Raw genomic sequence first — 23383 nt, 5'->3', positions numbered from 1 at the left:
TTTCTCACTTTAAATATATCACTCTTATTAATCTCATGGGAAAAAAATTCTAATGCAATTCTAATCTTCTACTAATAATGCCTTAATACTTACATTATATAATAAAAACATAGAAAACAAATAATTCTTACACAACCCAAATAAAAATTAGGAGGAGTTTAAATGTCAATAAATTTAGAACAAATTGATGAGTTAAGAAAAAGAGCTAATGTAAGTTATGAGGATGCTAAAGCCGCCTTAGAGCAAAATGACGGAGACCTTCTTTGTGCACTAGTATATCTTGAAAAACAAAATAAGATTAAACCCGACGAGATCCCTTCTAGCGAAAGTAAATTCTTTAAGAAAGTAAAAAAACTTATTAAAAAAGGGAACGAAACAAAAATAATAGTTAAAAAGGATGATGCTGTAGTATTAAATATCTGCGTAACTCTAGGAGTTATAATAACTATAGTAGCTACACCTATTGTAATCACAGCATTAATATTAGCCCTCGCAACTAACCATAAAATAAGAATTCAAAAGAAAAACAATGAAGATTTAGAAGTAAATAGTATTTTTGATAAGATGTCCCTTGCTGTTAATAAAGTAACTACAAAAATCACAGAAGAAATGAAAAGTGAATAAACCCTCATAACCTACATTTAATCTATGTAGGTTGTTTTTTTAATAAAAAAATATAAATCTGATTGTCTGCAATTATATATAAAGTAATATATAATAAAAGTATGGTTATTAACTCAACTTTCGCACATAACTTCTCTATGTTATTATGTGCGAAAATTTGGTGATTAATATAATATATTTTGGGGGTTAAATTATATATGAGTGGACAAAAAATTTTAATAATTGAGGATGAAATAAAAATAGCACGATTTCTTGAATTAGAATTAACTTATGAGGGGTATAGCGTTTATCAATGCCATGACGGACGTGAGGGTTTAGATAAAGCCCTTAACGAAACTTTTGATATAATAATTCTTGATGTTATGCTACCATCTTTAAACGGTCTAGAAGTATTAAGACGCCTAAGACAAGTGTCTGCAGTTCCCATTATAATGCTTACTGCTAAAGATGAGATAATGGATAAAGTTATGGGTCTTGACATAGGCGCTGATGACTATATGACTAAGCCTTTTGCTATTGAAGAATTACTAGCAAGAATAAGAACAGCATTAAAAAAAGTACCTGTATTTAAAGAAATCACTAATATATTATCTGCTGGAGAATTGTCTATAGACTTAGATGCCCATATGGTTAGCTTTAAAAATAGTTCTATAGAACTAACTAAAACGGAATTCGATTTACTTAAATACCTAATTGAAAATAAAAATATTGTGCTTACAAGAAATAAAATTATTGATATAGTATGGGGTTATGAATATATGGGTGATACTAATGTAGTTGATGTTTACATTAGATATTTAAGAAGTAAAATAGATGATAGATTCAACAAGAAATTTATTTATACTATTCGGGGGGTGGGATACCTTTTAAAAGATGAATAATTTAAAATTTTTCTCTAAGTTTATGTTACAATACTTTCGTTTTCTTTCGCAATGCTTAGGATTTCTCTACAAGGCAATATCAATCATATTGAGTTTTATACCAAAGTTATTAAAACAATTAATTTACAAAATTCATAAAAGATTAAGATTTTCCATTAGTTTTAAAATGACTGCAGTATATACACTTATTTTTTCTACTACACTGCTTCTATTAAGCCTTGCTTTAATTATAGGCTTTAGATTTTTTCTACTACATGAAGTTCAGGGTGAACTTACTAGATACAGTTCAGTAGCTGTTAATTATGCTAAATTAGACAAAGATCTTCAAAGCTTTAATGTTAATATTTTTTCTAATATAGAGTACATAACCTTTAATGTTTTTGATAAAAGTGAAAATCTTGTTTATTCTACCCAAAAGAATAAAAGTGAGATATATTTCCATAAAGATGCCTCAACTTACCCTGTTATTAATGAAATAAACCAACAACTTGTTTTTATTACTACTAAACTCGATCAAAATAATAAAATCTTTTATCTTCAGCTTTCTAAAAACCTTAAAAAGGAAAATGAGTATTGGGGCATTTTTTCTTTAATTATTTTTTTCGTAAATATATTCTCTCTAATGTTTACCTTAGGTGTGGGTTCTAAAGCCAGTAAGAAAATGCTTCTACCTATAAAAGACATGACAAAAACCACAAAAGCTATTTCGATTAATGCTTTAGAAACTAGATTAAATGTTAGTGTTTCCCAGGATGAGCTAAAAGATTTAGCTGAAACTATTAATAAAATGTTAGATGGTATTCAAACTTCCTATGAACAACAAAACCAATTTGTATCAGATGCTTCTCATGAGCTTCGAACACCAATCGCTGTAATTCAAGGCTATGCAAATATGCTGTACCGCTGGGGAAAAGATGATAAGGAAGTATTAGAGGAATCTATAACTGCTATAAGGAGTGAAGCCTGCGATATGCAACAGTTAGTAGAAAAACTTTTATTTCTTGCAAGAAGTGATAAGAACACTCAAAAAATCGAAAAAACTAGTTTTTATATTAATGAATTAGTAGATGAAATTATAAAGGAAACAAAACTAATTGATGCTTTACATGAAATTAAAACTGATGTAAATCAGCAGGTTTCTGTTTATGCAGATAAAAAATTACTTAAGCAAGCATTAAGAGTTTTCATAGATAATAGTATAAAGTACACCCCTAGTTATGGACGTATTGTGTTAAATAGTTATATTAAAAAGAAGAATCTAATTCTTGAAATTATAGATACAGGAATAGGTATTTCTAAAGAAGATCTTCCCCATATTTTCAATAGATTTTATAGATGTGATAAATCAAGAACAAAAGAAAGTGGTGGAACCGGACTTGGTTTATCTATAGCAAAATGGATTATTGGAAGGCATAACGGCTCCATCATAGTTGAAAGCAGACTTGAAATTGGAACAACCATAAGGATTGGACTTCCTATGGAAAATAAACTATAATCATATTTTGAAATTAAGATCTTTTCTTATATTATGCTAGCAATATATACTTGACCTTATAGCATAATATAAGAAAAATGCTGAATAATTCAAAAGCATCACTGCATTTTCATGCAATGATGCTTTTTTGTATATAAGTTGAATAAACTTCTCAAGAATAAATTTTAAAGTTTATCAAATTAACTGATTTATTTTTCAAAAACATTTATATACATTTGCTTAAGTTCACTGATTAATGGATATCTTGGATTAGCACCTGTACATTGGTCATCAAAAGCTTGCTCACTCATATGGTCTAACGTAGCATAGAATTTCACTTTAGACACTCCTGCTTCACTTATTGTCATAGGAATGTTAATCTTAGCTTTTAGTTCATCAATAGCTTTAATTAATAATTCTATTTTTTCATCTTCTGTGTTTCCACCTAATTGTAAATAGTCAGCAATTCTTGTATATCTCCACTTAGCATTTGGATATTTATATTGTGGGAAGGCTGCTTGTTTTGTTGGGTTGTTTACAGCGTTGAATCTTATAACCTCATTGATTAATAATGCATTAGCAATGCCATGTGGTACATGATGCTCTGCTCCTAATTTGTGTGCCATTGAGTGACATACTCCTAGGAAAGAATTAGCAAATGCCATACCAGCCATTGTTGAAGCATGAGCCATTTTTTCTCTTGCTTTTATATTAGTGGTACCCTCATTGTAAGCTTGTGGTAAATACTTAAATATTAATCGCATTGATTCTAAAGCAAGTCCATTAGTATATTCTGAAGCAAGTACTGATACATAAGCTTCTATAGCATGAGTTAAAGCATCTATACCGGAAGCTGCTGTAAGTCCCTTTGGCATATTCATCATAAGCTCTGCATCTACTATAGCCATATCTGGAGTTAACTCATAATCAGCTAATGGATATTTAACTCCTGTTTTTTCATCAGTAATTACTGCAAATGGAGTAACTTCTGAACCTGTACCTGCTGAAGTTGGCACAGAAATCATCATAGCTTTTTCACCCATCTTAGGGAATGGATATACTCTCTTTCTAATATCCATAAATCTCATAGCTAAATCTTCAAATCTTACTTCTGGATGCTCATACATTACCCACATGATTTTTGCTGCATCCATTGGTGATCCACCACCAAGTGCTATAATTGTATCTGGCTTAAATATTGCCATTTCTTCAGCACCTTTTTTTGCTATAGCAATGGTTGGGTCTGGTTCTACGTCATAGAATATCTTATATTCTACTCCAATTTCCTCTAAAACATGAGTAACTTTATCTACATATCCTAGGTCATAAAGAATCTTATCAGTTACTATAAATGCTTTCTTCTTGTTCATATCCTTTAATTCTTTTAAAGCTACTCCTAGGCTACCGTATTTAAAATAAATTTTTTCTGGAACTCTAAACCAAAGCATATTTTCTCTCCTCTCAGCTACACTCTTCACATTTAATAAATGCTTAACTCCAACGTTTTCTGATACGGAGTTTCCACCCCATGAACCACACCCTAGTGTTAATGAAGGAGCTAGCTTAAAGTTGTATAAATCTCCTATAGCTCCTTGAGCTGCTGGCATATTTACTATAACTCTCCCTGTTTTCATGGTTGCACCAAACTTAGCTATTCTATCTGTAGACTTAGTTCTGTGCGTGTACAATGATGATGTATGACCAAAGCCACCAAGTTCAACAAGTCTTTCTGCCTTTTCTAGTGCTTCATCGAAAGTTTTAACCTTATACATAGCAAGTACTGGAGATAATTTTTCGTGTGAAAATGCTTCTTCAAGTTCTACAGATTCAACTTCTCCTATAATAACCTTTGTTTCTTCTGGAACTTTAACTCCTGCCATTTCTGCTATCTTAAAGGCAGATTGGCCTACTATATTTGCATTTAATGATCCATTAGTTAAAATTATTTTCCTTACTTTATCTACTTCTGCTTTTTTGAGAATATAAGCTCCTCTTTCAGAAAATTCTTTCCTAACTTCATCATATATTTCTTCCATAACTAATACTGATTGTTCTGAAGCACATATTACTCCGTTGTCAAAGCTCTTAGAAAGTAAAATTGAATTTACAGCCATTTTAATTTCTGCTGTTTCATCAATAATTGCAGGTGTATTTCCTGCACCAACTCCAATAGCTGGTTTTCCTGATGAATAAGCAGCTTTAACCATTCCTGGTCCACCTGTTGCAAGTATTATATCTGCTTCTCTCATAACAATCTGCGAAAGTTCTACTGAAGGTTCATCTATCCAGGCTATTATACCTTTCGGTGCGCCAGCTTTAACTGCTGCATCTAGTATTATTTTAGCTGCTGCAATAGTAGACTTTTTCCCTCTTGGATGTGGAGAAAAAATGATACCATTTCTAGTTTTTAATGATATAAGCGCCTTAAATATTGCTGTAGATGTTGGATTTGTAGTTGGCACAATAGCTGCTACAACTCCTATTGGTTCTGCAATTTTTGTAATACCAAAAGATTTATCTGTATCGATAATTCCACAAGTTTTTTCATCTTTATATTGATTATATATATATTCTGAAGCAAAATGGTTTTTTATAACCTTGTCTTCTACAATTCCCATACCCGTTTCTTCCACTGCCATCTTTGCTAAATCAATTCTTGAATTATTTGCAGCCATTGCTGCTTGTCTAAATATTTCATCTACCTGTTCTTGAGTATAAGTAGAAAACTCCTTTTGAGCACTTCTAACCTCTTTTATTCTAATCATTAATTCTTCTACGTTTGTTACTTTCATATGCTACACCTCTTTCATAATAATAGATTACATTAATGGTCAACTTTGCATAATAATATTTTATTTATTGATTTGAAGTAATTTTTTATTTAATATTTAAAACATTTTTTTATTTTGAATGTTTGCTCCTTGTTTATGTGTTAATTATATCACAATGTTTTTATAATTGTAAACAGTTATTTTATTATTTTTATCATATTTCATTATTCATTAGCAATCATTAGATGGTTGCAAACCTTTACATATAGGCAAATACAAGCTTGTTTGCATCATTTTTTTTATTTACCTTTTATCATTATTAATACAAAGCAAGGATGAAAGTATGTTATTTTTTAAACGATATAGCTTTTATGTTTAACTTTCAGATAGGACGTTGCAATTTTCCATATAAAAAAAACAAGGGATGGCAAAATTACCACACCTTGTTTTCATGTAACTTAATACTTGTTACAAATTTATCTCATTAAGCAATGCTTTAAGTTTTATAAGCTCTTCTTTAGATAAGGTTACCCCTTTCCCCATTTTTTCATGTTCTGGAGACCAATCTCTAATATCGTATTTTGCCTCTTTATCATTCCAGCTTATAAGATTTAATTCTTTTCTCCATGTTTTACCAGATTCTGATAATTCTCCTAATGTTTCTTTTATTTCGTATTTTATATCTGCCATGTTATACCTCCACTAATAATTTTAACTACTACATTAATATTATATGATTTTCACATAAAAAGCTATAATTTAGATATTTTATAGCAATAAAGCCTTTTTTCATTCTATATTTCATATTTTTGCAATGATTCTATTGAAATTATAGAAATATTTATTTGATTATTTGTATATTATTTTACACACACTATAGTTATGTGATATGATTAAACAAGGGTTTATTCTAACATCTATTCAAGTATTATATTTATTTAGTAAGATGTTTTTAACAAACATTTTAAATATTGTTATAGCTTTTATTATATAGCGATTTATAAGTAACTCTTTTATTAGTAATTTTTATGCCCTGACTTAAAATATTTCCTACAATGTTTATAAGTTAACTTCATTATGGGGAGTATTATAAAAATATACTTATTAAAGGATATTAAAATTTCAATATGATTGAGCAATAATTAGAATATATTAAAGAATATCAGTTAGTAGAAATGTTTTAACGTCATTTCAGAAGGAGTTCCCCCTATCTTCCATGAGTGAGCCTATTACTCTAAAAAGGATAAAACTTTAGGTGGAATATATCATTCATTCTGAAGTCGTTAATGTTGCAGCTTTGAAAATTAAAAAGCTTGCGCAAATGATGATTTAATTTATTGGTATAACTATATTATATGAGGAGTGATATTATGCAAATAAGATTAGGCTACGTGGCTACTGCTTTAAAAGCAGCAAAAATAACTTCTGCTAGCACAGTAACTTTTTCTACATATACGAAACAATCGACGGACAGAGATAAACTTGAAAAACTACAAAAGGTAGCAGTATCAAACGTCAATGATTTGTATAAAATTCTAGAATACACTGTAAAAAACGATGTTCACTTTTATAGGATAACTTCCGCTTTAATACCTCTAGCAACTCACCCTGAAGTTACAGATTGGGAGTTCAGAAGAATTTTAAAAATGGATTTTGATTGGCTTGGAAATTATATAAACAATAATAATTTAAGAGTTGATACTCATCCTGATGAATCTAATGTTATAAATAGTTCTAAGGAAGAAGTAATAAAATCTACTGAAAAGAATCTTATGTTCCATGCAAATCTTTTCCAAGATATTAATTACCCTTTAGGAAAAATGATATTACACATTGGAGGTAAAGAAGGTGGCAAACTTGCTGCTACGGAAAGATTCTTTAAGAATTATAATAATCTGCCAAAAGAAATAACAAAATCAGTAGTGTTTGAAAATGATGACAAAAGCTTTACTACAAAAGAAGTATTAAACATATGCAAGGAAATAAATGTACCTATGGTACTAGATGTACATCATCATAACTGCAACAATGGTGGCGATGACCTAGAACCTATGTTAAAAGATATATTCTCCACTTGGGAAAACGAACTTCTACCAGTAAAAGTACATTTTTCGAGCCCAAAAACTGGAGAAAAAGATAAAAAGCATGCTGATAACATTGATGCAGAAGCTTTCATTGAGTTTATTGAAAAATGTATTCCACTAGGAATTGACTTAGATATAATGCTAGAGGCAAAACTAGCTGATTTGGCATTATTCAAACTTGTAGATGATGTTAAAATTTTAAAACCTGAATGGACTTGGCTTGATACTAGTACTTTAGAATTTAATTAGAATTTATTATATAAATAAAAGGCTCCAAGAATTTTATATTCTTGGAGTCTTTTATTTATATTAATTTATTCTACTTGTTTAGGTAATTCAATAATTTTCACAAAATTTCTTTTACCACATTGAATTACATCTCCATCACTTAAATCAAATACATTATCTATGGATATTTTTTCTCCATTTATTTTCACTGCTCCTTGCTGAATTAGACGGCTTGCTTCCCTATTGCTTTTAGCAAACTCCATATCAGTTATTATTTTTAAAATAGTACTTTGTTTATTCCTGGCAGAATTCTTTATAACCTCTATTTGTTTAATATTCTGTGGAATATCCTTCTTTTGAAATACTTTTTTAAAATACTCCTGGGCCTCATCAGACGCTACTTTTCCATGATATAATTCAACAATCTCCTTAGAAAGTTTCATCTTTATATCCCTTGGATTAATTTTTCCACTTTCTAATTGTCTCACAATTTCTTGTACTTCATCTGGATGAGTATCTGTTACCAAATCGTAGTATTTTATAATTAATTCATCTGGAATAGACATAACTTTACTATACATATTATTACAGTTTTCATTTATTCCAATGTAATTTCCAAGACTTTTACTCATCTTTAAGGTTCCATCTGTTCCTTCTAAAAGAGGCATAAATATTGAAACTTGCTTGTTTTCACCATATTCCTTTTGAAGAGTTCTTCCCATTAAAATATTAAACCGTTGATCTGTTCCACCAAGTTCAATATCTGCTTTTATTGCTATGGAATCATATCCTTGCATTAAGGGGTACATAAACTCATGAATTGCAATTGACTGCTGTGCTTTAAATCTATTTTTAAAATCTTCCCTTTCTAGCATCCTAGTTATTGTGTATTTTGATGCTAATTCTATAACATCTTTAAAATTCAATTTTGATAGCCACTCACTATTAAATTTAACCTCCGTTTTATCTGGATCAAGTATTTTAAACATTTGTTTTTTATAAGTTTCAGCATTTATCAATACTTCTTCGCGGGTTAACTCTTTTCTTGTTTTTGATCTTCCTGAAGGATCTCCTATCATCCCAGTAAAATCTCCAATAATTCTATTTTTACATATTTTACATTGTTTTTTTACTATAAATGCAAGTTTACTTTATATGAATTTTATAAAATATAGCAAAAAATATATTTTATAAAATTATATGAAAACAAAGGCTTATCTCTTGAATTGGCAATATTTAAACGTTATCATTGGCTTAAGGCCTCAAATCATACTTTTCTTATAAGTGGAAAAATGGTATTATACCTCAGTAAGACAAAAATGTCCTAATTGCAACATTTTTGTCTTGATTTTTACAAGTTAGAATCCTATAAATCATTTTGCAAAATATACTTGTAGCTTAATGAAAATATATTTAATGGAGGAAAAGTAATGATTGAATTATCTACAAAAAAAAAGGTTAAAAATGCTCCTAAAACTACTGTAAACAAAAGTTTACTAATATTTTTATTGTTGTTTTTTATAGTAGCTGCTCTTATTTTGATACCTAGCATAAATCATAACGTATCAACCAGTATCTCAGCAATTAATGCTGAGAGTAGTACCATGCAACAAACTACCCTAGAAAACAGTACAATTTTTGACACGTTAAAATATGAGCGTTCTATTCATATTTTAGCAATGCTGCTTGTTGGTTTTGGTTTCCTTATGGTTTTCATAAGAAATCATGGTTATACTTCAATCACTGCAACATTTCTTGCAGTAAGTATAGCTATCCCAATGTATATGATTATAAAAAGTTTCGGTGGAGAAGGTTTCACTATGTCAACCATAAGCATCGATACACTTCTATTTGCAGAATTTGCTGCTGCAAGTTTGCTTATAGCAATTGGGGCTCCTCTTGGACGTTTAAAAATGGATCAATATATTATAATGGGATTATTATTCGTACCAGCTTACATATTTAATGAATGGCTTATACTTGAAAGTGGTATGTTTAAGGGTTTCCTTGATACAGGTGGTTCAATTGTTATACATGCTTTTGGTGCATATTTTGGACTGGGAGTTATATCAAATACCTTTTCTAAATTTAAAGATGATGCTGCTTGCGAAAATAATCCAAGCTCTAACCAACTTTGTCTACTTGGAAGTATGGTATTATGGCTTTTCTGGCCCTCATTTACAAGTGCTATAGTAGCTCCAGAAAGAGTTGTATTAACTGCAATAAACACAATTTTTGCCTTATGTGGTGCAACACTTTCAACATACATATTCTCAAAAATAATCAGAGGTAAACTTGAGATAGAAGACATAGCAAATGCTGCTCTTGCTGGTGGAGTGGCAATTGGTTCTACTTGTGATAAGACAACACCAGGATATGCTATGCTTATAGGAATTGCTGCAGGAGCGCTTAGTGTAATTGGCTACAGCATTATTGCTCCTAAGGTACAAAGACTTATAAAAGGAACTGATACCTGTGGAATTAATAATTTACATGGAATGCCTGGAATCCTTGGAGGCGTAGTAGCGATATTTATAACTGGAAATGCTGGTACTCAATTACTTGGAATAATTGTTACTGTATGTGTAGCTTTCATATTCGGAAAAATTACTGGTACTATTATAAGCTTGCTTGGCAAAAAAGAAATTCTATATAGTGACGAAGATGAATTTTTCGTTGAGGGATAGAATTAGTTTTAAATAAAACAAAAACTCGCCTCCTCTATAGAATATAGAGGAGGCGAGTAAAATTCATCGTTTGTATTCCAAGTTATAAATTTGGCATTAAAAATTAGAATTATATGCACACAGCTTTTCTCATACACTAAAAACATATAATCACTATTACATCTTATATTACTACATTTTCCATTTCATTACCATATATATCCAATGGTTTTTCAAAACATTCAATAGTTGCTCTATATATTGCTCTATTAAAATAATCACTATTATATAAATCAAAATCCTCAGTAGAATATCCAATAAGATTTTGTACAATATATACAAGTTGTTTTCCGTATAAATCCATGCAAGCCTCTGGTTTAACTCCCGGCCAGGCATTACAGCTTACTACTGTTCTTTGATTGTGTGATTGTAAACACTTTGGCACAGTGTTATACTCATCATCACCAGGGTAAATAACATTTTTATCCAATGTACCATGTGGCATACCTTCTACTGCCTTTATCTGAAGAGAACTTGCACTAGTTAAATATGGATCTGCTGTTAAATCTAAAATTATAGAATGATCTTTTAAATACCCTATTAGTTCATTACTGACAACATATTTTGTTGCATCACCTCTAGTGGTTGCATCTACTAAAATATCTGTCTTTTTAAGGATTTTTATCATCTGCTTTTTATCATGGGTTATATTTCTAGGTAACATCTTAACAATTACTCCACTAGTTTTCTCTTGAAGTATAGCTTCGGTAACTTTGTTATTTCCATATTTACCAGCCATTCTTGCTGCTGTTAAACCAACTCGTCCCATACCCATTATACTCACAATTATAGGTTTTCTTTCTTCAATACAGATATTTTCATAATTTTTAGCCAGCTCAGTAAATGCTACATTAATCCCATTTTCTGAAGTTCCCTCATAATTTACAACCATTCTTTCAAAAAAATCATTTCTAATAGAATCCATAGAAACAGCAAATATACCTTTTTCTTTAAGCTTCTCAACTCTAGTAGCTCTAGTTGCATAATGAAGCATACTAAGTAGGGTACTGCCTCGTTTCATATATTCAATTTGTTCAAACTCCGGTGACCTTAAAACCACAACTATATCTTTTTCATAGCATTCTCTATTACTTACAAATTGTATTTTTTTATTGTTTTTTAAATAATCTTCTTTTGTATAACCTAAAGCTGAGCCATATCCTTCTTCAAGAAATATATGTACTCTATCCATTTTAATCATGTCAAAAAAAGATGGCAAAAAATCTCTTCTCTCGTTTATTTCTTTATGCATTCTTGGAAAACCTATAGTTTTCATTATATCATCCTCCCCATATTTGTTTAGTTTACAAAATAGTTATCAATTGATAACTTCATTAAGCTATTTAATTTTAAATTCTTTTCATTTGAAAATTAGATATAACGAAAAAGATTTTTTGAAATGCTTAAAAACTCGAGTGTATTTATCTTTAAATTGTATTGCAGAGCAGTGAAACGTTGATTATTAGTAACTTTTGACAAGTAGCAATTTGAATTGTATAATAAGTTGTTACTTGCTACAATTGATTATACAATGCAAATTGTAAATTAGCAATGCTATATTAGGAGGTTGTGTGGATTTATGGAATATTTTCTTGATAATTATATTAAAAAACCAAATTTTGATTTTATTTTAACTATTGATTGCGAAGGATATAATTTTGATAAAAACTTAAAAAATAATGTACTAAACTTAGAGAGGCTATTAAAATTAAATTCTGAAAACAATATATATACCCTTTTATTTATAACTCCATTTTTTGCAAAAATGATGAATGAGTTAAATCTGATAGAAAATATAAAGAGAAATTACAAAGTTATATTTGGCCTTCATATTCATCCAAATAATTTACCAGAATCTATAGAAAAGCTGTGTCCATTCATAGAAAAAAATGAAGATTTAATAGCTAATTACTCTTATGATGAACAAAAAACTATAATAAAGCACTGCTACGAATATATTTCGAAATTAGGAATTGAGCCAATTGAAGCTTTCCGCGGAGGGTATTTTTCAATAGACGATAATACCGAAAAAATATTAGCAGAGTTAACTCCCATAAAGTATGAATCTCACAATATTTACAGACCACAGTACAAAGTAACCAAAAATATATTAACTTCTTTACCTGTTTACGCCGAAAATGAAAATGAAGAGTTAAGGTTGGAATACTTTAATATTGAAAAGCTTTCAAAAATCCTAAATAAAGGAATCTTGGAAAATAAAAAACTTTTTGGAATAACTCATAGTTACTTGTTAGATCCAAATGATTTTCATTATAAACGCGATAAAATAGAGCTGGATATTCATGAAAGAATGAATCTATTAATAAGCATTATTAATAAATACAGATAATATTAGTACAAATTTATTACTTTAAAATAAATAGTTTTTTTAAATTACTATTTACATTTAATTATTTTAATGCTACAATCATTCTTATATTATAAATTCGTAGAACAGGAAGAGTAGTTAAAGCAATGCAATTCCAGAGAGCTGAGGATAGTGCGATCTCAGTATTGATAACTTTAGTGAATGGACCTGCTAGAAGTAACCCGAAATCAAATTTTGAGAGTAGTAGTTACCGGATGCCCACTGTTAAAAGGGCTAGAGCATTTTAGTGCTTGAAGATTAAATATGCACAGTTTTTTGTAGCATAATTTAGGTGGTACAGCGAATATCCTTCGCCCTAATATAGGGCGGGGGTTTTTTTTAGTTTAAATAATAAATTGAAAGGTGGTGTCTAATTTGATGCACTGAAAGATAATTGCTTTTAAAAAGATAACAAAACCAATAAATCTAAATTATTTTGAAAAGGAGCTAATTTTTATGAAAACAAATAAAATTATAATAACTTCACTCTTCCTTGCAATAGGTCTTATATTGCATCAAATCACACCAGGTATATTCTTTGGAATAAAACCAGATTTCTTATTGGTATTTATGATTTTGTCCGTAATCTTAACCAAAGATTTTAAAATTGCCTTTATTACAGGAATAGTGGCAGGTGTTTTATGTGCCTTATCAACCACATTTCCTGGTGGTCAATTGCCTAACATTATAGACAAAATGATAACTTCAATAATTGTATATGCTATATATAAAAACTCCAATGCTAATTCTCCAATTAAATTAACATGTATTTATTTTCTAGGAACTGTAATAAGTGGAAGCGTTTTTCTAGGTTCAGCTCTTATTTTGTTTGGTTTACCAGCACCTTTTTTAATACTCTTTGTATCCATAGTACTTCCTACTTCAGTGCTTAATTCACTTATAGGATTTTTCCTGCATAAGCTTATTATAACTAACCCAGCAATCAAGAGTAAATTCATAAACTATTAAATCATCACCTGTAAAGGTCCACTATTAAGGACTTCAGAAGGATATAAAAACTCCCACTGAAGTTTTTTCTATATTGTTCCATTTAATTAAAAGTGTTACAATATAGTTATATATAGAAAGGAGCTGAAGATATGAAATTTAAACTAAAAAAATCAGTGAACATTTTATTATGTTTTATCCTCACATTAACTATTAATCTTGGACTTAACACAAAAGCAAATGCACTAGTTGAAAAAGCACCACCTAAAATATCCAGTTGTGAAATTACAGATAACAGACAATTACTTGTTACTACCAAAGGCTATAAAGGTATGATTCAGTATCAAATATTTTATAGTCAGCAAAACTCTTCCAATATAAATTGGAATTTAGTAACAACACCAGATATGGTAGATGGGTGGACACTCCCTATAGGTGGAGTAAATTTAACTAAAATTGACTTATCTCATCTAAAACTAGAATCTTCACAATACCGTTTTGCCATACGAGTAAAACGTTCAGGTGAAAAAGGAAAGTATTCTAACAAATATGGAGAATATGATGATGCCTATTCATTAAATGCTAAACTAGAAGAAGCCGCTTCAAAAACACCTCAAATATTAAATGCTAGTCTAAACTCTGAGCCAAGAACTCTAGATGTTTCATTTTCTACTGATACTTACAGTAAGCAAATATTAAATGAAATTTATGAGGGACTTACTAGAATAGATCACACAGCTGATGGAACAAATTATATTGCTCCTGCTGGTGCTTCTAAATGGGAATGTAACCAAAAGGGTGACGTATGGACCTTTTTCCTAAGAGATAACTATTGGTCAGATGGTGTAAAGGTTACAGCACAGCATTATGTGGATAGTATACTTAGAAGTCTTGACCCTATAACTAGTCCTGTTTATTCATTCCTATTATTACCAATAAAAAATGCTACTGAATTCAATACTAGCAAAATAAAAGATAAAAATCAAGTGGGTATACATGCTATTGATGCTAGTACAATTCAAATAACACTAGAAAAACCATGTCCTTATTTTTTGGAACTAACTTATATGAATGTTATGAAGCCTCAAAGATTAGACCTTATAGAAAAATATAAGGATACCTATGGTACAGATATTAAATCTATTGTTTCAAATGGACCTTTCTTATTAAAAGATTGGCTTACTCAAAACAAGATTACATTAGAAAAAAATCCTTATTATTGGGATAAAAATAAAGTTAAATTACAGCAAATAAATTTTAATATTATGCGAAATATCGATACAAGAATGAATGAACTTTACCTTGGAAATATAGATTTTGCTGCCAGCCTGAAACCTGAATGGAGCGAAAAACTCCAAAATACTAATAAATTTAATTTAATGACTGCTGATAAGGCAACAACCTCCTATACTATGTTTAATCAGAATGATAAATATTTTAAAAATTCAAAAATAAGAAAAGCATTTATACTAGCTGAAAATAGAACTGAAAAAATTAAAGATATATATAAAGGTGTAGGTGAGCCTGCTTATAGCTTCTGCCCTACTTCAATACCAATATATCAAGGTACTCCCATAAAAAAAGCAATTAAATCTCCTGTTATAAAACTTATGGAAGAGAATAAAGACCCTAAAGCATTACTTATGGAGGGATTAAAAGAAATTGGCGAAGATGTTAATCCCTCAAATATGAATATAACCTTACTACAAAGTGGAACTTCCCCAATGGATATTGAATCTGCAGAATTCATGAAAAAAAGCTATAAGGATATATTAGGTGTGGAACTTAAAATCCAATATGAAGAATGGGCTGTATGTATGAAGAACACGGATGATGGAAAATATCAAATAACTCAATCTACCTGGGTTGGTGATTACAATTCCCCTTTATCTTATTTAGAAATGTGGACCAGTTCTGCTGGAACTTTTAATACAGGTTTTATTAACAAAAAATATGATGAACTTATTTCAAAAGCAAAGGTAACTATGAATCCTGCTGAGAGTTTTGAATATTTAAAAAAGGCAGAAGATATCCTAATATATGAAGAAGGTGTAATTTCACCAAGTGTATTTACAAAGCACAATTTCTTCTACAGAAAAGAAGTTAAAAATTTAATGTATAACCCTTTTACTGAATTTGAATTTAAATATGTGGAGATCAGCCCGGCTTTATAAAAAACCAAAGGACCAAGCTCTAATGTAGAGCTTGGTCCTTTGGTTTGAAACATTTAATTATAGTCTAGTATAATTAAATAATATTAATTGTTATTTCTTTATTCTATTTTAAACATACCTACTTTATTTTTCAAGTTTTGTGATGCCTCATCAACCTTTGTTGCAAACTCTGCTACTTCTTCACAAGAAGATAACATTTCTTCTGAGGAGGCTGCAATTTGTTCTGAGGATGCTGAAACTTCTTGCGCTACTGCTGATATATTTTCAATTTTATTTATTACAACTGTTTTAGAATCATCTACCCTTCTTAAGGATACATTGGTTTCTTCCATAAGTGGTGCTATTTCAACTACTGAATTTATAATATTCTCAAAAGATATTATAGTTTCGCTAGCAAGTCCTTCTTGCTTTGTTATAAGTTCATTAACACTAGCAGTAGTATCAATAACGTCATCTGTTTCTTTTGATATTGACTTAACAAGACTTAAAATTTCTTCTGAAGAGTTTTTAGATTCTTCTGCAAGCTTTCTGATTTCATCTGCAACCACTGCAAATCCTCTTCCTTGTTCTCCTGCTCTAGCAGCCTCAATAGCTGCATTCAAAGCCAAAAGATTAGTTTGTTCTGAAACTTCATTTATTACATCAGTTATATTACCGATTTTTGAAACTGTACCTGAAAGTCCTGTAACCTTATTCACCACTACTTCAAAAGAAGCTTTTATCTGCTTTATTGAATTTACAAGACTGTCTATTTGACCTTTACCATTAACTGCCCTTACTTGTGTGTCATTAGCTTTATTGTTTACATTAATAAGTTTATCCTCTACTAATGTTAGTTGTCTTGTAAAATCATTAAGCAAACTAACTACATCTGAAATTTCACTAGCTTGCTCTGAAGCCCCTTTTGCCACCTCTTGAATTGCAGATGCAACTTCATTTGCTACATCAGTCATTTGCCTAGATGTAGATGAAAGTGTAACTGCCGATGTCCCCACTTCATTGGATGTATCTTTTACACCCTTTATAGATTCTTTCAAACTTACTAAAGTTTTATTTAGTTTACCTGACATTTGGGCTATCTCATCTTTTCCTTTTTCATTTACTGTAATTGTAAAGTCCCCTTCAGCTATTTTACTCATAGCTCCTGAAACTTTTTCAATTGGTTTTGAAATACCTTTTGCTATTATTATAGCTATAGCTGTAGCCATAATAATGGTTAACAAAATTATACACGCCAGCACTATAATAACAAGACTAGCTGTTTTAGTAAGCTCATTCACTGGTATATTTGCCACAAAAGTCCAACCAAGTTCCTTGTTAGTATCATAGGCTAGCAGTTTATTCACTCCCTTATAGGTGTATTGTCCTATACCTTGCTTATTTTCAAGGATTTCTTTACCTATATCTAGTTTAAGTATATTCTTCTGCAGAATTTCCTTTTCATTTATATGTGCTACGGCCGTTCCGTCACTTTCGATTATGTATATGCTTCCTGTATCTCCTATCTTAATACCATTTATTATTTTTGATACGCCACTTAATGATACTGAAGTTAATATAGATCCCCTTACTTCATTATTAGCATCTAAAATAGGTACAGATACTATAACTATATTATTCCCACTAGAAGAACTTTTTAAAACTTTAGAAATTTGCGTTTTTTTTGCTTCTTTCATTCGCAAATAATATTCCCTACTACTTAAGCTCTTTCCATCTGTGGTTCCAAGTGCACTAATCATAATTGTTCCATTTTTATCTAAGAGTAGAATATTATCATAAATTCCATATGTTTTCATGGTTGACTTAAATCCATTTACAATTTGATTTTTCAGTTGCAAGTCTGTTTTTCCAGTTTGTAAGATATTTAAATAACTATTTATTGATGGGTTATTAGACATATCTTGTCCACTTTTAATTATTAATGATATAGATTCACTAATTGAAGTCATTGCAGATTGTTCCTGTTGCTGTAAACTAGACCTTGCTTCTTTCATACTTGAGTTTTGCATTATTAGCATTATTGTTGCTCCTGCAGTTAATACAGGAATCAACGCAAATGCTATGAACATTGAAATAAACTTACCTCTTAATTTCATTGATGAGTCCCCCTTTTCATAAGTATTATTTTTATTTAAAATACATTTTAACATCCTATTATTTTGTAAAAAATTACACTCTTTTACTCTATATCTATATATTTATATCATATATTAGATATTATTGTCAAACAATTCTTTATTTTTTGTTATTTTAGTTTAATTTAACTAATTTTTATATAAAAATCAAAGCCCTCACTTTTACGTGAGGGCAAATTAAAAAATACATATATATAAATTTAAAGACTTTATTTTTGCTGCGGATAATATTTTTTAAAAGCATCTTCATACCCTTCAGGCCTTTGAAATTCTTGAACTTCACTTATAAAAGTTTTTTCACCTTCCTTATGTTTTTCTTTTCTTACTTCTTTGTTCTTTTCATTATTCAAAATAAAACCTCCTGTCTCATTTTTTCTTTGAAAAATGGTAGCCCATAACTTGTTTAACTAATAGCATTTCCAACATTAGAAAAAGCATGCATTAAAAATCAAAAAGATACCCTAGGTTGTTCTCTTTGTAGTCTTTCTTTACTTTCCAACATATAATAATATTTAAATTTTATTTATAATAAATTTCGCTTAACTTGTTATATCTTTCTCTATTTAATCCCATATCAGAATATCCAATCCTTGAAGCTGATCTAATTTGAATAAGTTTTTTACTCTCATCAAAGTAAAATTCTACATCATCATGATATTTCATTATTCCAGTCACAAAGACCACATATACATAATTTGTCTCATTTTTAATTATTTTAAAATTACCGTAGTTTTCAATTGCTTTTATAACATTTTCCTTTGAATCCTTTAAATTCCCTTTAAAATGGAGTGCCTGAACTTTCTTATCTTTTTCTTCTGTTTCAGATGAAACCGCATTAGGTTTGTTTGGCATTTCTGCTAATTTACCATTATTAACCCCTAAATTCTTTGGAGTTAAATTGTTTTTTACCAACATGTAAATTACAATTATTGCCATAACACTTATTACTGCACTTAAAATTTTCACGTTACACATCTCCTATATCATATTCAAAATTTAACTAGTTATAATTCTATGAGTTCTTTACTAATACCTATAATTTTCAATTTCATCTAATTTTTCCAATAGTTCATCAAATTCCCTCATATACTTCACATATTCATCCATTTTAATTTGCGCTCTACAACTAATTTCTCCAGGAACATTAGAAGCTTCATACTTAAGCTTTTCACCCTTTGAAGTAATATGAATATAAACCTTTCTTTCATCCTCTTCATCCTTAACTCTACATAACTGTCCCTGGCTTTCTAATTTGTTTAATATAGGAGTCAAAGTTCCTGTTTTCATCTTTAAATTATTACTCATATCTTTAAATGATATCTTTTCATGTTCCCATAGAATTAACATAACCAAATATTGTGGATAAGTTAAATTTAAACTATCCAGTATTGGTTTATATAACCTAGTCATAGCCTTAGACACAGAGTATATTTTAAAACAAAGCTGATTACTTAGTTTTAAATTATCTATCTCCATAACCTTAACCTCCTTCATGTCTTAATATTGTGGTATTAGATTTATATGTAAAACTATTTTCTCCTAAATAGTTTTACAAAAGGATTATTTAATATGTTATCTAAATAAACCTTCTTACTTATCTTAAGTAATATCTCTCCATAAGTAGGATATGGATGTATAACCTTTGTTAATTTCCCAAAGTTTATTCCCAACGTCTTTACTACCTGTACCTCAGAAATCATCTCTCCAGCTCTCTCCCCCAAAATGCTAGCTCCAAGTACTTTTCCCTTTTTATCACATATTATCTTAACAAGACCTTCATCATCTTCTTTTGTTTTTGCCCTATCTAAATTTTTATAATCTTGCTCATATACCCTAATTGAATCACCATACTTTTCTCTAGCTTCCTGCTCTGTTAATCCTGCCCTTGCAAGTTCCGGTTCTGAAAATGTACACCAAGCTACATGTGCGTAATCAATCTTCTTCTTTATAGGCAACAATGCATTTTTCACTGCTGTAATTCCTTGCACATTTGCCATATGTGAGAAAAGATATGGGCCAGCAACATCTCCTATTGCAAATATACCTTTTGTGCTTGTTTCTAAAAACTTGTTAACCTCTATAGCCTTTTGGTTATATCTAATACTAACTTTTTCTAAATCTAATCCCTTTATATTAGGAACTCTACCAAGGCATACCAATATTTTGTCCGCATTTATAATTTCAAGGATTCCATCTTTAATTACAGACAAGGAAATCTTACCATCTTTTTCTGAAACCTTTTCTGCTTTATATGAAGTATATATCTTAACGCCCTCCAATATAAGCTTTCTCTCTAGGATAGTTACAAGTTTTGGTTCTTCTCTATTTAAAATAGTATCCATCATCTCTACTAATGATACTTTAACGCCTAATCTATTCATAGCCTGTGATAATTCTACCCCTATAGCTCCTCCTCCTAAAACAATTATACTCTCCGGAAGTCTTTTTTCTATGAAAATATTTTCATTTGTAAGATAATTTATATCCTTTAAACCCTCAATGGGTGGCACCATTGGTGATGACCCAGTGGAAATAATTATCTTCTTAGCCTTGATTTTTTCTCCATTAACACTCAAAGTATTTATATCAATAAATTTTGCAAATCCATTAATATAATCAATGCCATCTCTTTTCAAAACTTCAAGGCTTTCTTCTTCATAAACATTATGAATTACTTTTCTGACTTTTTCTAAAACCTCAGAAGTATCAACCAATAAATCTGAATACTTCTTTGCTACATGTACTTCTTTTGCAATATTTATTAAAGCCTTACTTGGAATGCAACCAGACCAAGTACACTCTCCGCCAGGCTTATTTTTATCAATTAAAATAACTTTTTTCGAAAATCCTTTTGCAGTGTATGCAGCTGTTAAGCCGCCCGAACCTGCTCCTATTATGGCAATATCATATTCTTTCAATCTAACCCCTCCAGTAAATAAACTATTGTAAACTAAATCGTATTCGATTAATCTTATAAGATTATTATATATTATAGAATAAATTTGTCAACCATATTTATATTGTTGAAGATACCTTAGCCCCCTAATTTTAGTTTTGCTAAAAATATTAAATACTTATATATCGTAATTTAACCATTTTTTAACATCGATTAATTTGTCGTTTTATGTTACAATATAGGAATTGCATTGCCGAATCTCCTAAATGGAGAACGGGGGATTTCTCATGGGGTGAATCTCTTATTTTAGAGTAGGGTGCCTTTAACCCGAATCCGTCAACTAACCTCGCAGGCTTATAAAGGAGGACTCGTTATTATTAAATTAAATTTGAAAACTACTCTGCTTGCTTTAACCTTAGCTCTAGTTAGTAGTAGCTCCGTATATGCTGCTACATATACAGTTAAATCAGGTGATACATTAGGTGGTATAAGCAAAGCTTATAACACAACTACTAATTATTTAATGAAAAATAATAAATTATCAAACTACAACATATATTCTGGACAAGTACTCGCTGTTCCAACTAATACTCATAATGTAGCTCGCGGTGACACCTTATATTTCATAGCAAAAAAATATAATATAACTTTAGATAAATTAAGAATTGCAAATGATAAGTGGGATGATAATATTTATCCTGGGGATGTCTTTAAAATTCCAACTGCTTCAACAAATGTAAAAGCTACACCTCTTAATAGCTCTAAAGTTATCTCCTATTCAAATAGCGATGTAAAGCTATTATCTAGACTAATCAATGCTGAAGCTGGTGGTGAGAGTTATGATACTATGCTTTCTGTAGGAGCTGTAGTTGTAAATAGAGTTCAAAGTTCCCAGTTTCCAAGTAATATTAGTGGAGTAATTAACGAAAAAAGTAATGGCTACTATCAATTTACTCCAGTAATGAATGGAATGATTAATAAAGCTCCAACTGATATAGCAACTAAGGCAGCCTATGAATCACTAAAAGGTTCAGATCCAACTAATGGAGCCTTGTATTTTTTTGAAAATACTGTAACGAACAAGTGGTTAACTTCAAAAACCGTAGCCGCTGTTAAAGGTAATTTAACCTTTGCTTATTAATTTACGTTGAGTATTTTCAAACTAAAAAAAAACAAACTTCTACTGTTTTATAGAAGTTTGTTTTTTTTATACTTTTATAATAGTTTTTTAACATATGTATTAAAGGTATAATATATATCCTCTTTAAATTGTTGTTTTTCACTTGTTGATTTTTTTTGCCATTGATTATTATTATCTAAATTTGCTAATACCTTATTGTGTACATACTCCTTATATATTTTAGTTATGTATGCCTTATCACAATGTGGCATTAATTGAGCATAAATCGATTGACCTCCTATAATGAATATATCTTCCTCATTATACTTTTTCAATTCTTTAAAAAGTTCCTCCAAGGAATAACATAAAACAACACCTTCACAGTTATAGCTTCTGTTTTTGGTAAGCACTATATTAACTCTTTGTTCTAATGGCTTTTTATCTGGTAGTGATTCAAGTGTATTCCTACCCATTACAATAACTTTTCCAAGGGTTTTTTCTTTGAAGTACTTCATGTCTTCAGGTATTTTCACTAACAATTTAGTGTTGTATCCTATTCCCCAATTTAAATCAACAGCTGCTATTAAATTCATTTGTACCTCCTTTAAATCATCACCTGCTGTGCTGAAATATTAACCACTTCAGAAGGAGGTTTAGACTCCCACTAAAGTTTTATCTATAATCATTATAACAAAATATTAATAAGATAATCAAAAAAATAATAAGCATTCTAAACACTATGTAGTGATTAAAACACTTATTATTTTTTTGACTATTAGTCTCTCAAAATTAAACAGAGAATAGGTTACGAGTAATTACAGTAGATGTTTTGAAGAATAATTAAATTCTTCTTGTTGCATTGACCGAAGTCTTTGCATCTACTCCCTAGAAAGGAGGTGATCCAGCCGCAGGTTCTCCTACGGCTACCTTGTTACGACTTCACCCCAATCATCA

The 23383-nt window shown here is 30.0% G+C and carries 18 protein-coding genes, 1 rRNA gene, 1 pseudogene, 1 riboswitch and 1 other annotated feature; of the genes and pseudogenes, 9 read left to right on the top strand and 11 right to left on the bottom strand.

The window, feature by feature from the left end; all coding sequences use genetic code 11:
• Positions 1-162: 162 nt before the first annotated feature.
• The 3 genes from Ctaglu_RS09580 to Ctaglu_RS09570 all read left to right on the top strand — a co-directional run bounded on the left by Ctaglu_RS09580 (position 163) and on the right by Ctaglu_RS09570 (position 3000).
• Complete coding sequence (locus Ctaglu_RS09580) at positions 163-624, top strand: DUF4342 domain-containing protein (RefSeq protein WP_125000563.1); 462 nt, start codon at positions 163-165, stop codon at positions 622-624.
• Positions 625-821: 197 nt separating this feature from the next.
• Positions 822-1505, top strand: coding sequence for a response regulator transcription factor (locus Ctaglu_RS09575; RefSeq protein ID WP_125000560.1), 684 nt, complete (start codon positions 822-824; stop codon positions 1503-1505).
• Positions 1498-3000 carry a sensor histidine kinase gene (locus Ctaglu_RS09570; RefSeq protein WP_233439735.1) on the top strand — a complete coding sequence of 501 codons (1503 nt, stop codon included), beginning with the start codon at positions 1498-1500 and terminating at the stop codon, positions 2998-3000. The genes Ctaglu_RS09575 and Ctaglu_RS09570 overlap by 8 nt, the downstream gene beginning before the upstream one ends.
• A gap of 188 nt (positions 3001-3188) precedes the next feature.
• Here the strand turns inward: Ctaglu_RS09570 and adhE are convergent, their stop codons facing one another.
• Positions 3189-5771, bottom strand: coding sequence for a bifunctional acetaldehyde-CoA/alcohol dehydrogenase (gene adhE / locus Ctaglu_RS09565; protein ID WP_125000557.1), 2583 nt, complete (start codon positions 5769-5771; stop codon positions 3189-3191).
• A 447-nt stretch (positions 5772-6218) separates the two neighbouring features.
• A complete protein-coding gene (locus Ctaglu_RS09560; RefSeq protein ID WP_125000554.1) occupies positions 6219-6440 on the bottom strand; it encodes a YdbC family protein in 222 nt (73 codons plus the stop codon).
• A 680-nt stretch (positions 6441-7120) separates the two neighbouring features.
• Here Ctaglu_RS09560 and uvsE point away from each other — a divergent pair.
• Positions 7121-8083 carry a UV DNA damage repair endonuclease UvsE gene (uvsE, locus tag Ctaglu_RS09555; RefSeq protein ID WP_125000551.1) on the top strand — a complete coding sequence of 321 codons (963 nt, stop codon included), beginning with the start codon at positions 7121-7123 and terminating at the stop codon, positions 8081-8083.
• Between the two features lie 65 nt (positions 8084-8148).
• Here the strand turns inward: uvsE and tyrS are convergent.
• A pseudogene (tyrS, locus tag Ctaglu_RS09550) lies at positions 8149-9162 on the bottom strand (tyrosine--tRNA ligase); the annotation flags it as partial.
• A 330-nt stretch (positions 9163-9492) separates the two neighbouring features.
• Here tyrS and Ctaglu_RS09545 point away from each other — a divergent pair.
• Positions 9493-10749 (top strand): ammonium transporter family protein, encoded by a 1257-nt coding sequence (locus Ctaglu_RS09545; protein ID WP_125000545.1) that lies wholly within the window; start codon positions 9493-9495, stop codon positions 10747-10749.
• 163 nt (positions 10750-10912) lie between these two features.
• Here the strand turns inward: Ctaglu_RS09545 and Ctaglu_RS09540 are convergent, their stop codons facing one another.
• Entirely contained in the window at positions 10913-12064 is a 1152-nt protein-coding gene (locus Ctaglu_RS09540; RefSeq protein ID WP_125000542.1) for a Rossmann-fold NAD(P)-binding domain-containing protein, read from the bottom strand.
• Between the two features lie 303 nt (positions 12065-12367).
• On the opposite strand from Ctaglu_RS09540, the gene Ctaglu_RS09535 reads away from it, so the two are divergent.
• The 3 genes from Ctaglu_RS09535 (at position 12368) to Ctaglu_RS09525 (ending at position 16278) form a co-directional block, all read left to right on the top strand.
• Positions 12368-13138 (top strand): polysaccharide deacetylase family protein, encoded by a 771-nt coding sequence (locus tag Ctaglu_RS09535; protein ID WP_125000539.1) that lies wholly within the window; start codon positions 12368-12370, stop codon positions 13136-13138.
• 91 nt (positions 13139-13229) lie between these two features.
• Positions 13230-13478, top strand: a binding site (T-box leader).
• Between the two features lie 134 nt (positions 13479-13612).
• Complete coding sequence (locus Ctaglu_RS09530) at positions 13613-14125, top strand: tryptophan transporter (RefSeq protein WP_125000536.1); 513 nt, start codon at positions 13613-13615, stop codon at positions 14123-14125.
• 131 nt (positions 14126-14256) lie between these two features.
• A complete protein-coding gene (locus tag Ctaglu_RS09525; protein ID WP_125000533.1) occupies positions 14257-16278 on the top strand; it encodes a peptide ABC transporter substrate-binding protein in 2022 nt (673 codons plus the stop codon).
• A gap of 98 nt (positions 16279-16376) precedes the next feature.
• On the opposite strand, the gene Ctaglu_RS09520 is transcribed toward Ctaglu_RS09525, so the two are convergent.
• From Ctaglu_RS09520 to Ctaglu_RS09505, 5 genes are all read right to left on the bottom strand, one after another.
• Positions 16377-18374, bottom strand: a complete 1998-nt coding sequence (locus Ctaglu_RS09520; protein WP_185732647.1) for a methyl-accepting chemotaxis protein — start codon at positions 18372-18374, stop codon at positions 16377-16379.
• 248 nt (positions 18375-18622) lie between these two features.
• Positions 18623-18763, bottom strand: a complete 141-nt coding sequence (locus Ctaglu_RS25100; protein WP_164951172.1) for a hypothetical protein — start codon at positions 18761-18763, stop codon at positions 18623-18625.
• 169 nt (positions 18764-18932) lie between these two features.
• The gene (locus Ctaglu_RS09515; protein ID WP_185732646.1) at positions 18933-19379 is read right to left on the bottom strand and encodes a DUF1499 domain-containing protein; all 447 of its coding nucleotides are present in this window, start codon (positions 19377-19379) and stop codon (positions 18933-18935) included.
• 60 nt (positions 19380-19439) lie between these two features.
• Complete coding sequence (locus Ctaglu_RS09510) at positions 19440-19889, bottom strand: MarR family winged helix-turn-helix transcriptional regulator (protein WP_185732645.1); 450 nt, start codon at positions 19887-19889, stop codon at positions 19440-19442.
• A 53-nt stretch (positions 19890-19942) separates the two neighbouring features.
• Positions 19943-21331, bottom strand: coding sequence for a dihydrolipoyl dehydrogenase family protein (locus tag Ctaglu_RS09505; RefSeq protein ID WP_125000521.1), 1389 nt, complete (start codon positions 21329-21331; stop codon positions 19943-19945).
• A gap of 219 nt (positions 21332-21550) precedes the next feature.
• Positions 21551-21679, top strand: a riboswitch (cyclic di-AMP (ydaO/yuaA leader).
• Positions 21680-21697: 18 nt separating this feature from the next.
• Between Ctaglu_RS09505 and Ctaglu_RS09500 the strand changes: the two genes are divergently transcribed.
• Positions 21698-22450: a cell wall hydrolase gene (locus tag Ctaglu_RS09500; RefSeq protein WP_267901267.1), complete on the top strand. Its 753-nt coding sequence runs from the start codon at positions 21698-21700 to the stop codon at positions 22448-22450.
• 74 nt (positions 22451-22524) lie between these two features.
• Here the strand turns inward: Ctaglu_RS09500 and Ctaglu_RS09495 are convergent, their stop codons facing one another.
• Positions 22525-23022 (bottom strand): dihydrofolate reductase, encoded by a 498-nt coding sequence (locus Ctaglu_RS09495; RefSeq protein ID WP_125000518.1) that lies wholly within the window; start codon positions 23020-23022, stop codon positions 22525-22527.
• 296 nt (positions 23023-23318) lie between these two features.
• A 16S ribosomal RNA gene (locus tag Ctaglu_RS09490) occupies positions 23319-23383 on the bottom strand; the annotation flags it as partial.

Source organism: Clostridium tagluense (genome assembly GCF_003865095.1).
GTDB lineage: Bacteria > Bacillota > Clostridia > Clostridiales > Clostridiaceae > Clostridium_AD > Clostridium_AD tagluense.
This window is presented reverse-complemented; position numbering and strand designations above follow the sequence as displayed.

Coding starts and splice junctions, on each gene's coding strand:
- Ctaglu_RS09495 (WP_125000518.1), bottom strand. CDS start 23,022: ATGAATTTAATAGCAGCTGTTGATTTAAATTGGGGAATAGGATACAAC.
- Ctaglu_RS09530 (WP_125000536.1), top strand. CDS start 13,613: ATGAAAACAAATAAAATTATAATAACTTCACTCTTCCTTGCAATAGGT.
- Ctaglu_RS09525 (WP_125000533.1), top strand. CDS start 14,257: ATGAAATTTAAACTAAAAAAATCAGTGAACATTTTATTATGTTTTATC.
- Ctaglu_RS09545 (WP_125000545.1), top strand. CDS start 9,493: ATGATTGAATTATCTACAAAAAAAAAGGTTAAAAATGCTCCTAAAACT.
- Ctaglu_RS09520 (WP_185732647.1), bottom strand. CDS start 18,374: ATGAAATTAAGAGGTAAGTTTATTTCAATGTTCATAGCATTTGCGTTG.
- Ctaglu_RS09510 (WP_185732645.1), bottom strand. CDS start 19,889: ATGGAGATAGATAATTTAAAACTAAGTAATCAGCTTTGTTTTAAAATA.
- Ctaglu_RS09575 (WP_125000560.1), top strand. CDS start 822: ATGAGTGGACAAAAAATTTTAATAATTGAGGATGAAATAAAAATAGCA.
- uvsE (WP_125000551.1), top strand. CDS start 7,121: ATGCAAATAAGATTAGGCTACGTGGCTACTGCTTTAAAAGCAGCAAAA.
- Ctaglu_RS09535 (WP_125000539.1), top strand. CDS start 12,368: ATGGAATATTTTCTTGATAATTATATTAAAAAACCAAATTTTGATTTT.
- Ctaglu_RS09560 (WP_125000554.1), bottom strand. CDS start 6,440: ATGGCAGATATAAAATACGAAATAAAAGAAACATTAGGAGAATTATCA.
- adhE (WP_125000557.1), bottom strand. CDS start 5,771: ATGAAAGTAACAAACGTAGAAGAATTAATGATTAGAATAAAAGAGGTT.
- Ctaglu_RS09580 (WP_125000563.1), top strand. CDS start 163: ATGTCAATAAATTTAGAACAAATTGATGAGTTAAGAAAAAGAGCTAAT.
- Ctaglu_RS09540 (WP_125000542.1), bottom strand. CDS start 12,064: ATGAAAACTATAGGTTTTCCAAGAATGCATAAAGAAATAAACGAGAGA.
- Ctaglu_RS09570 (WP_233439735.1), top strand. CDS start 1,498: ATGAATAATTTAAAATTTTTCTCTAAGTTTATGTTACAATACTTTCGT.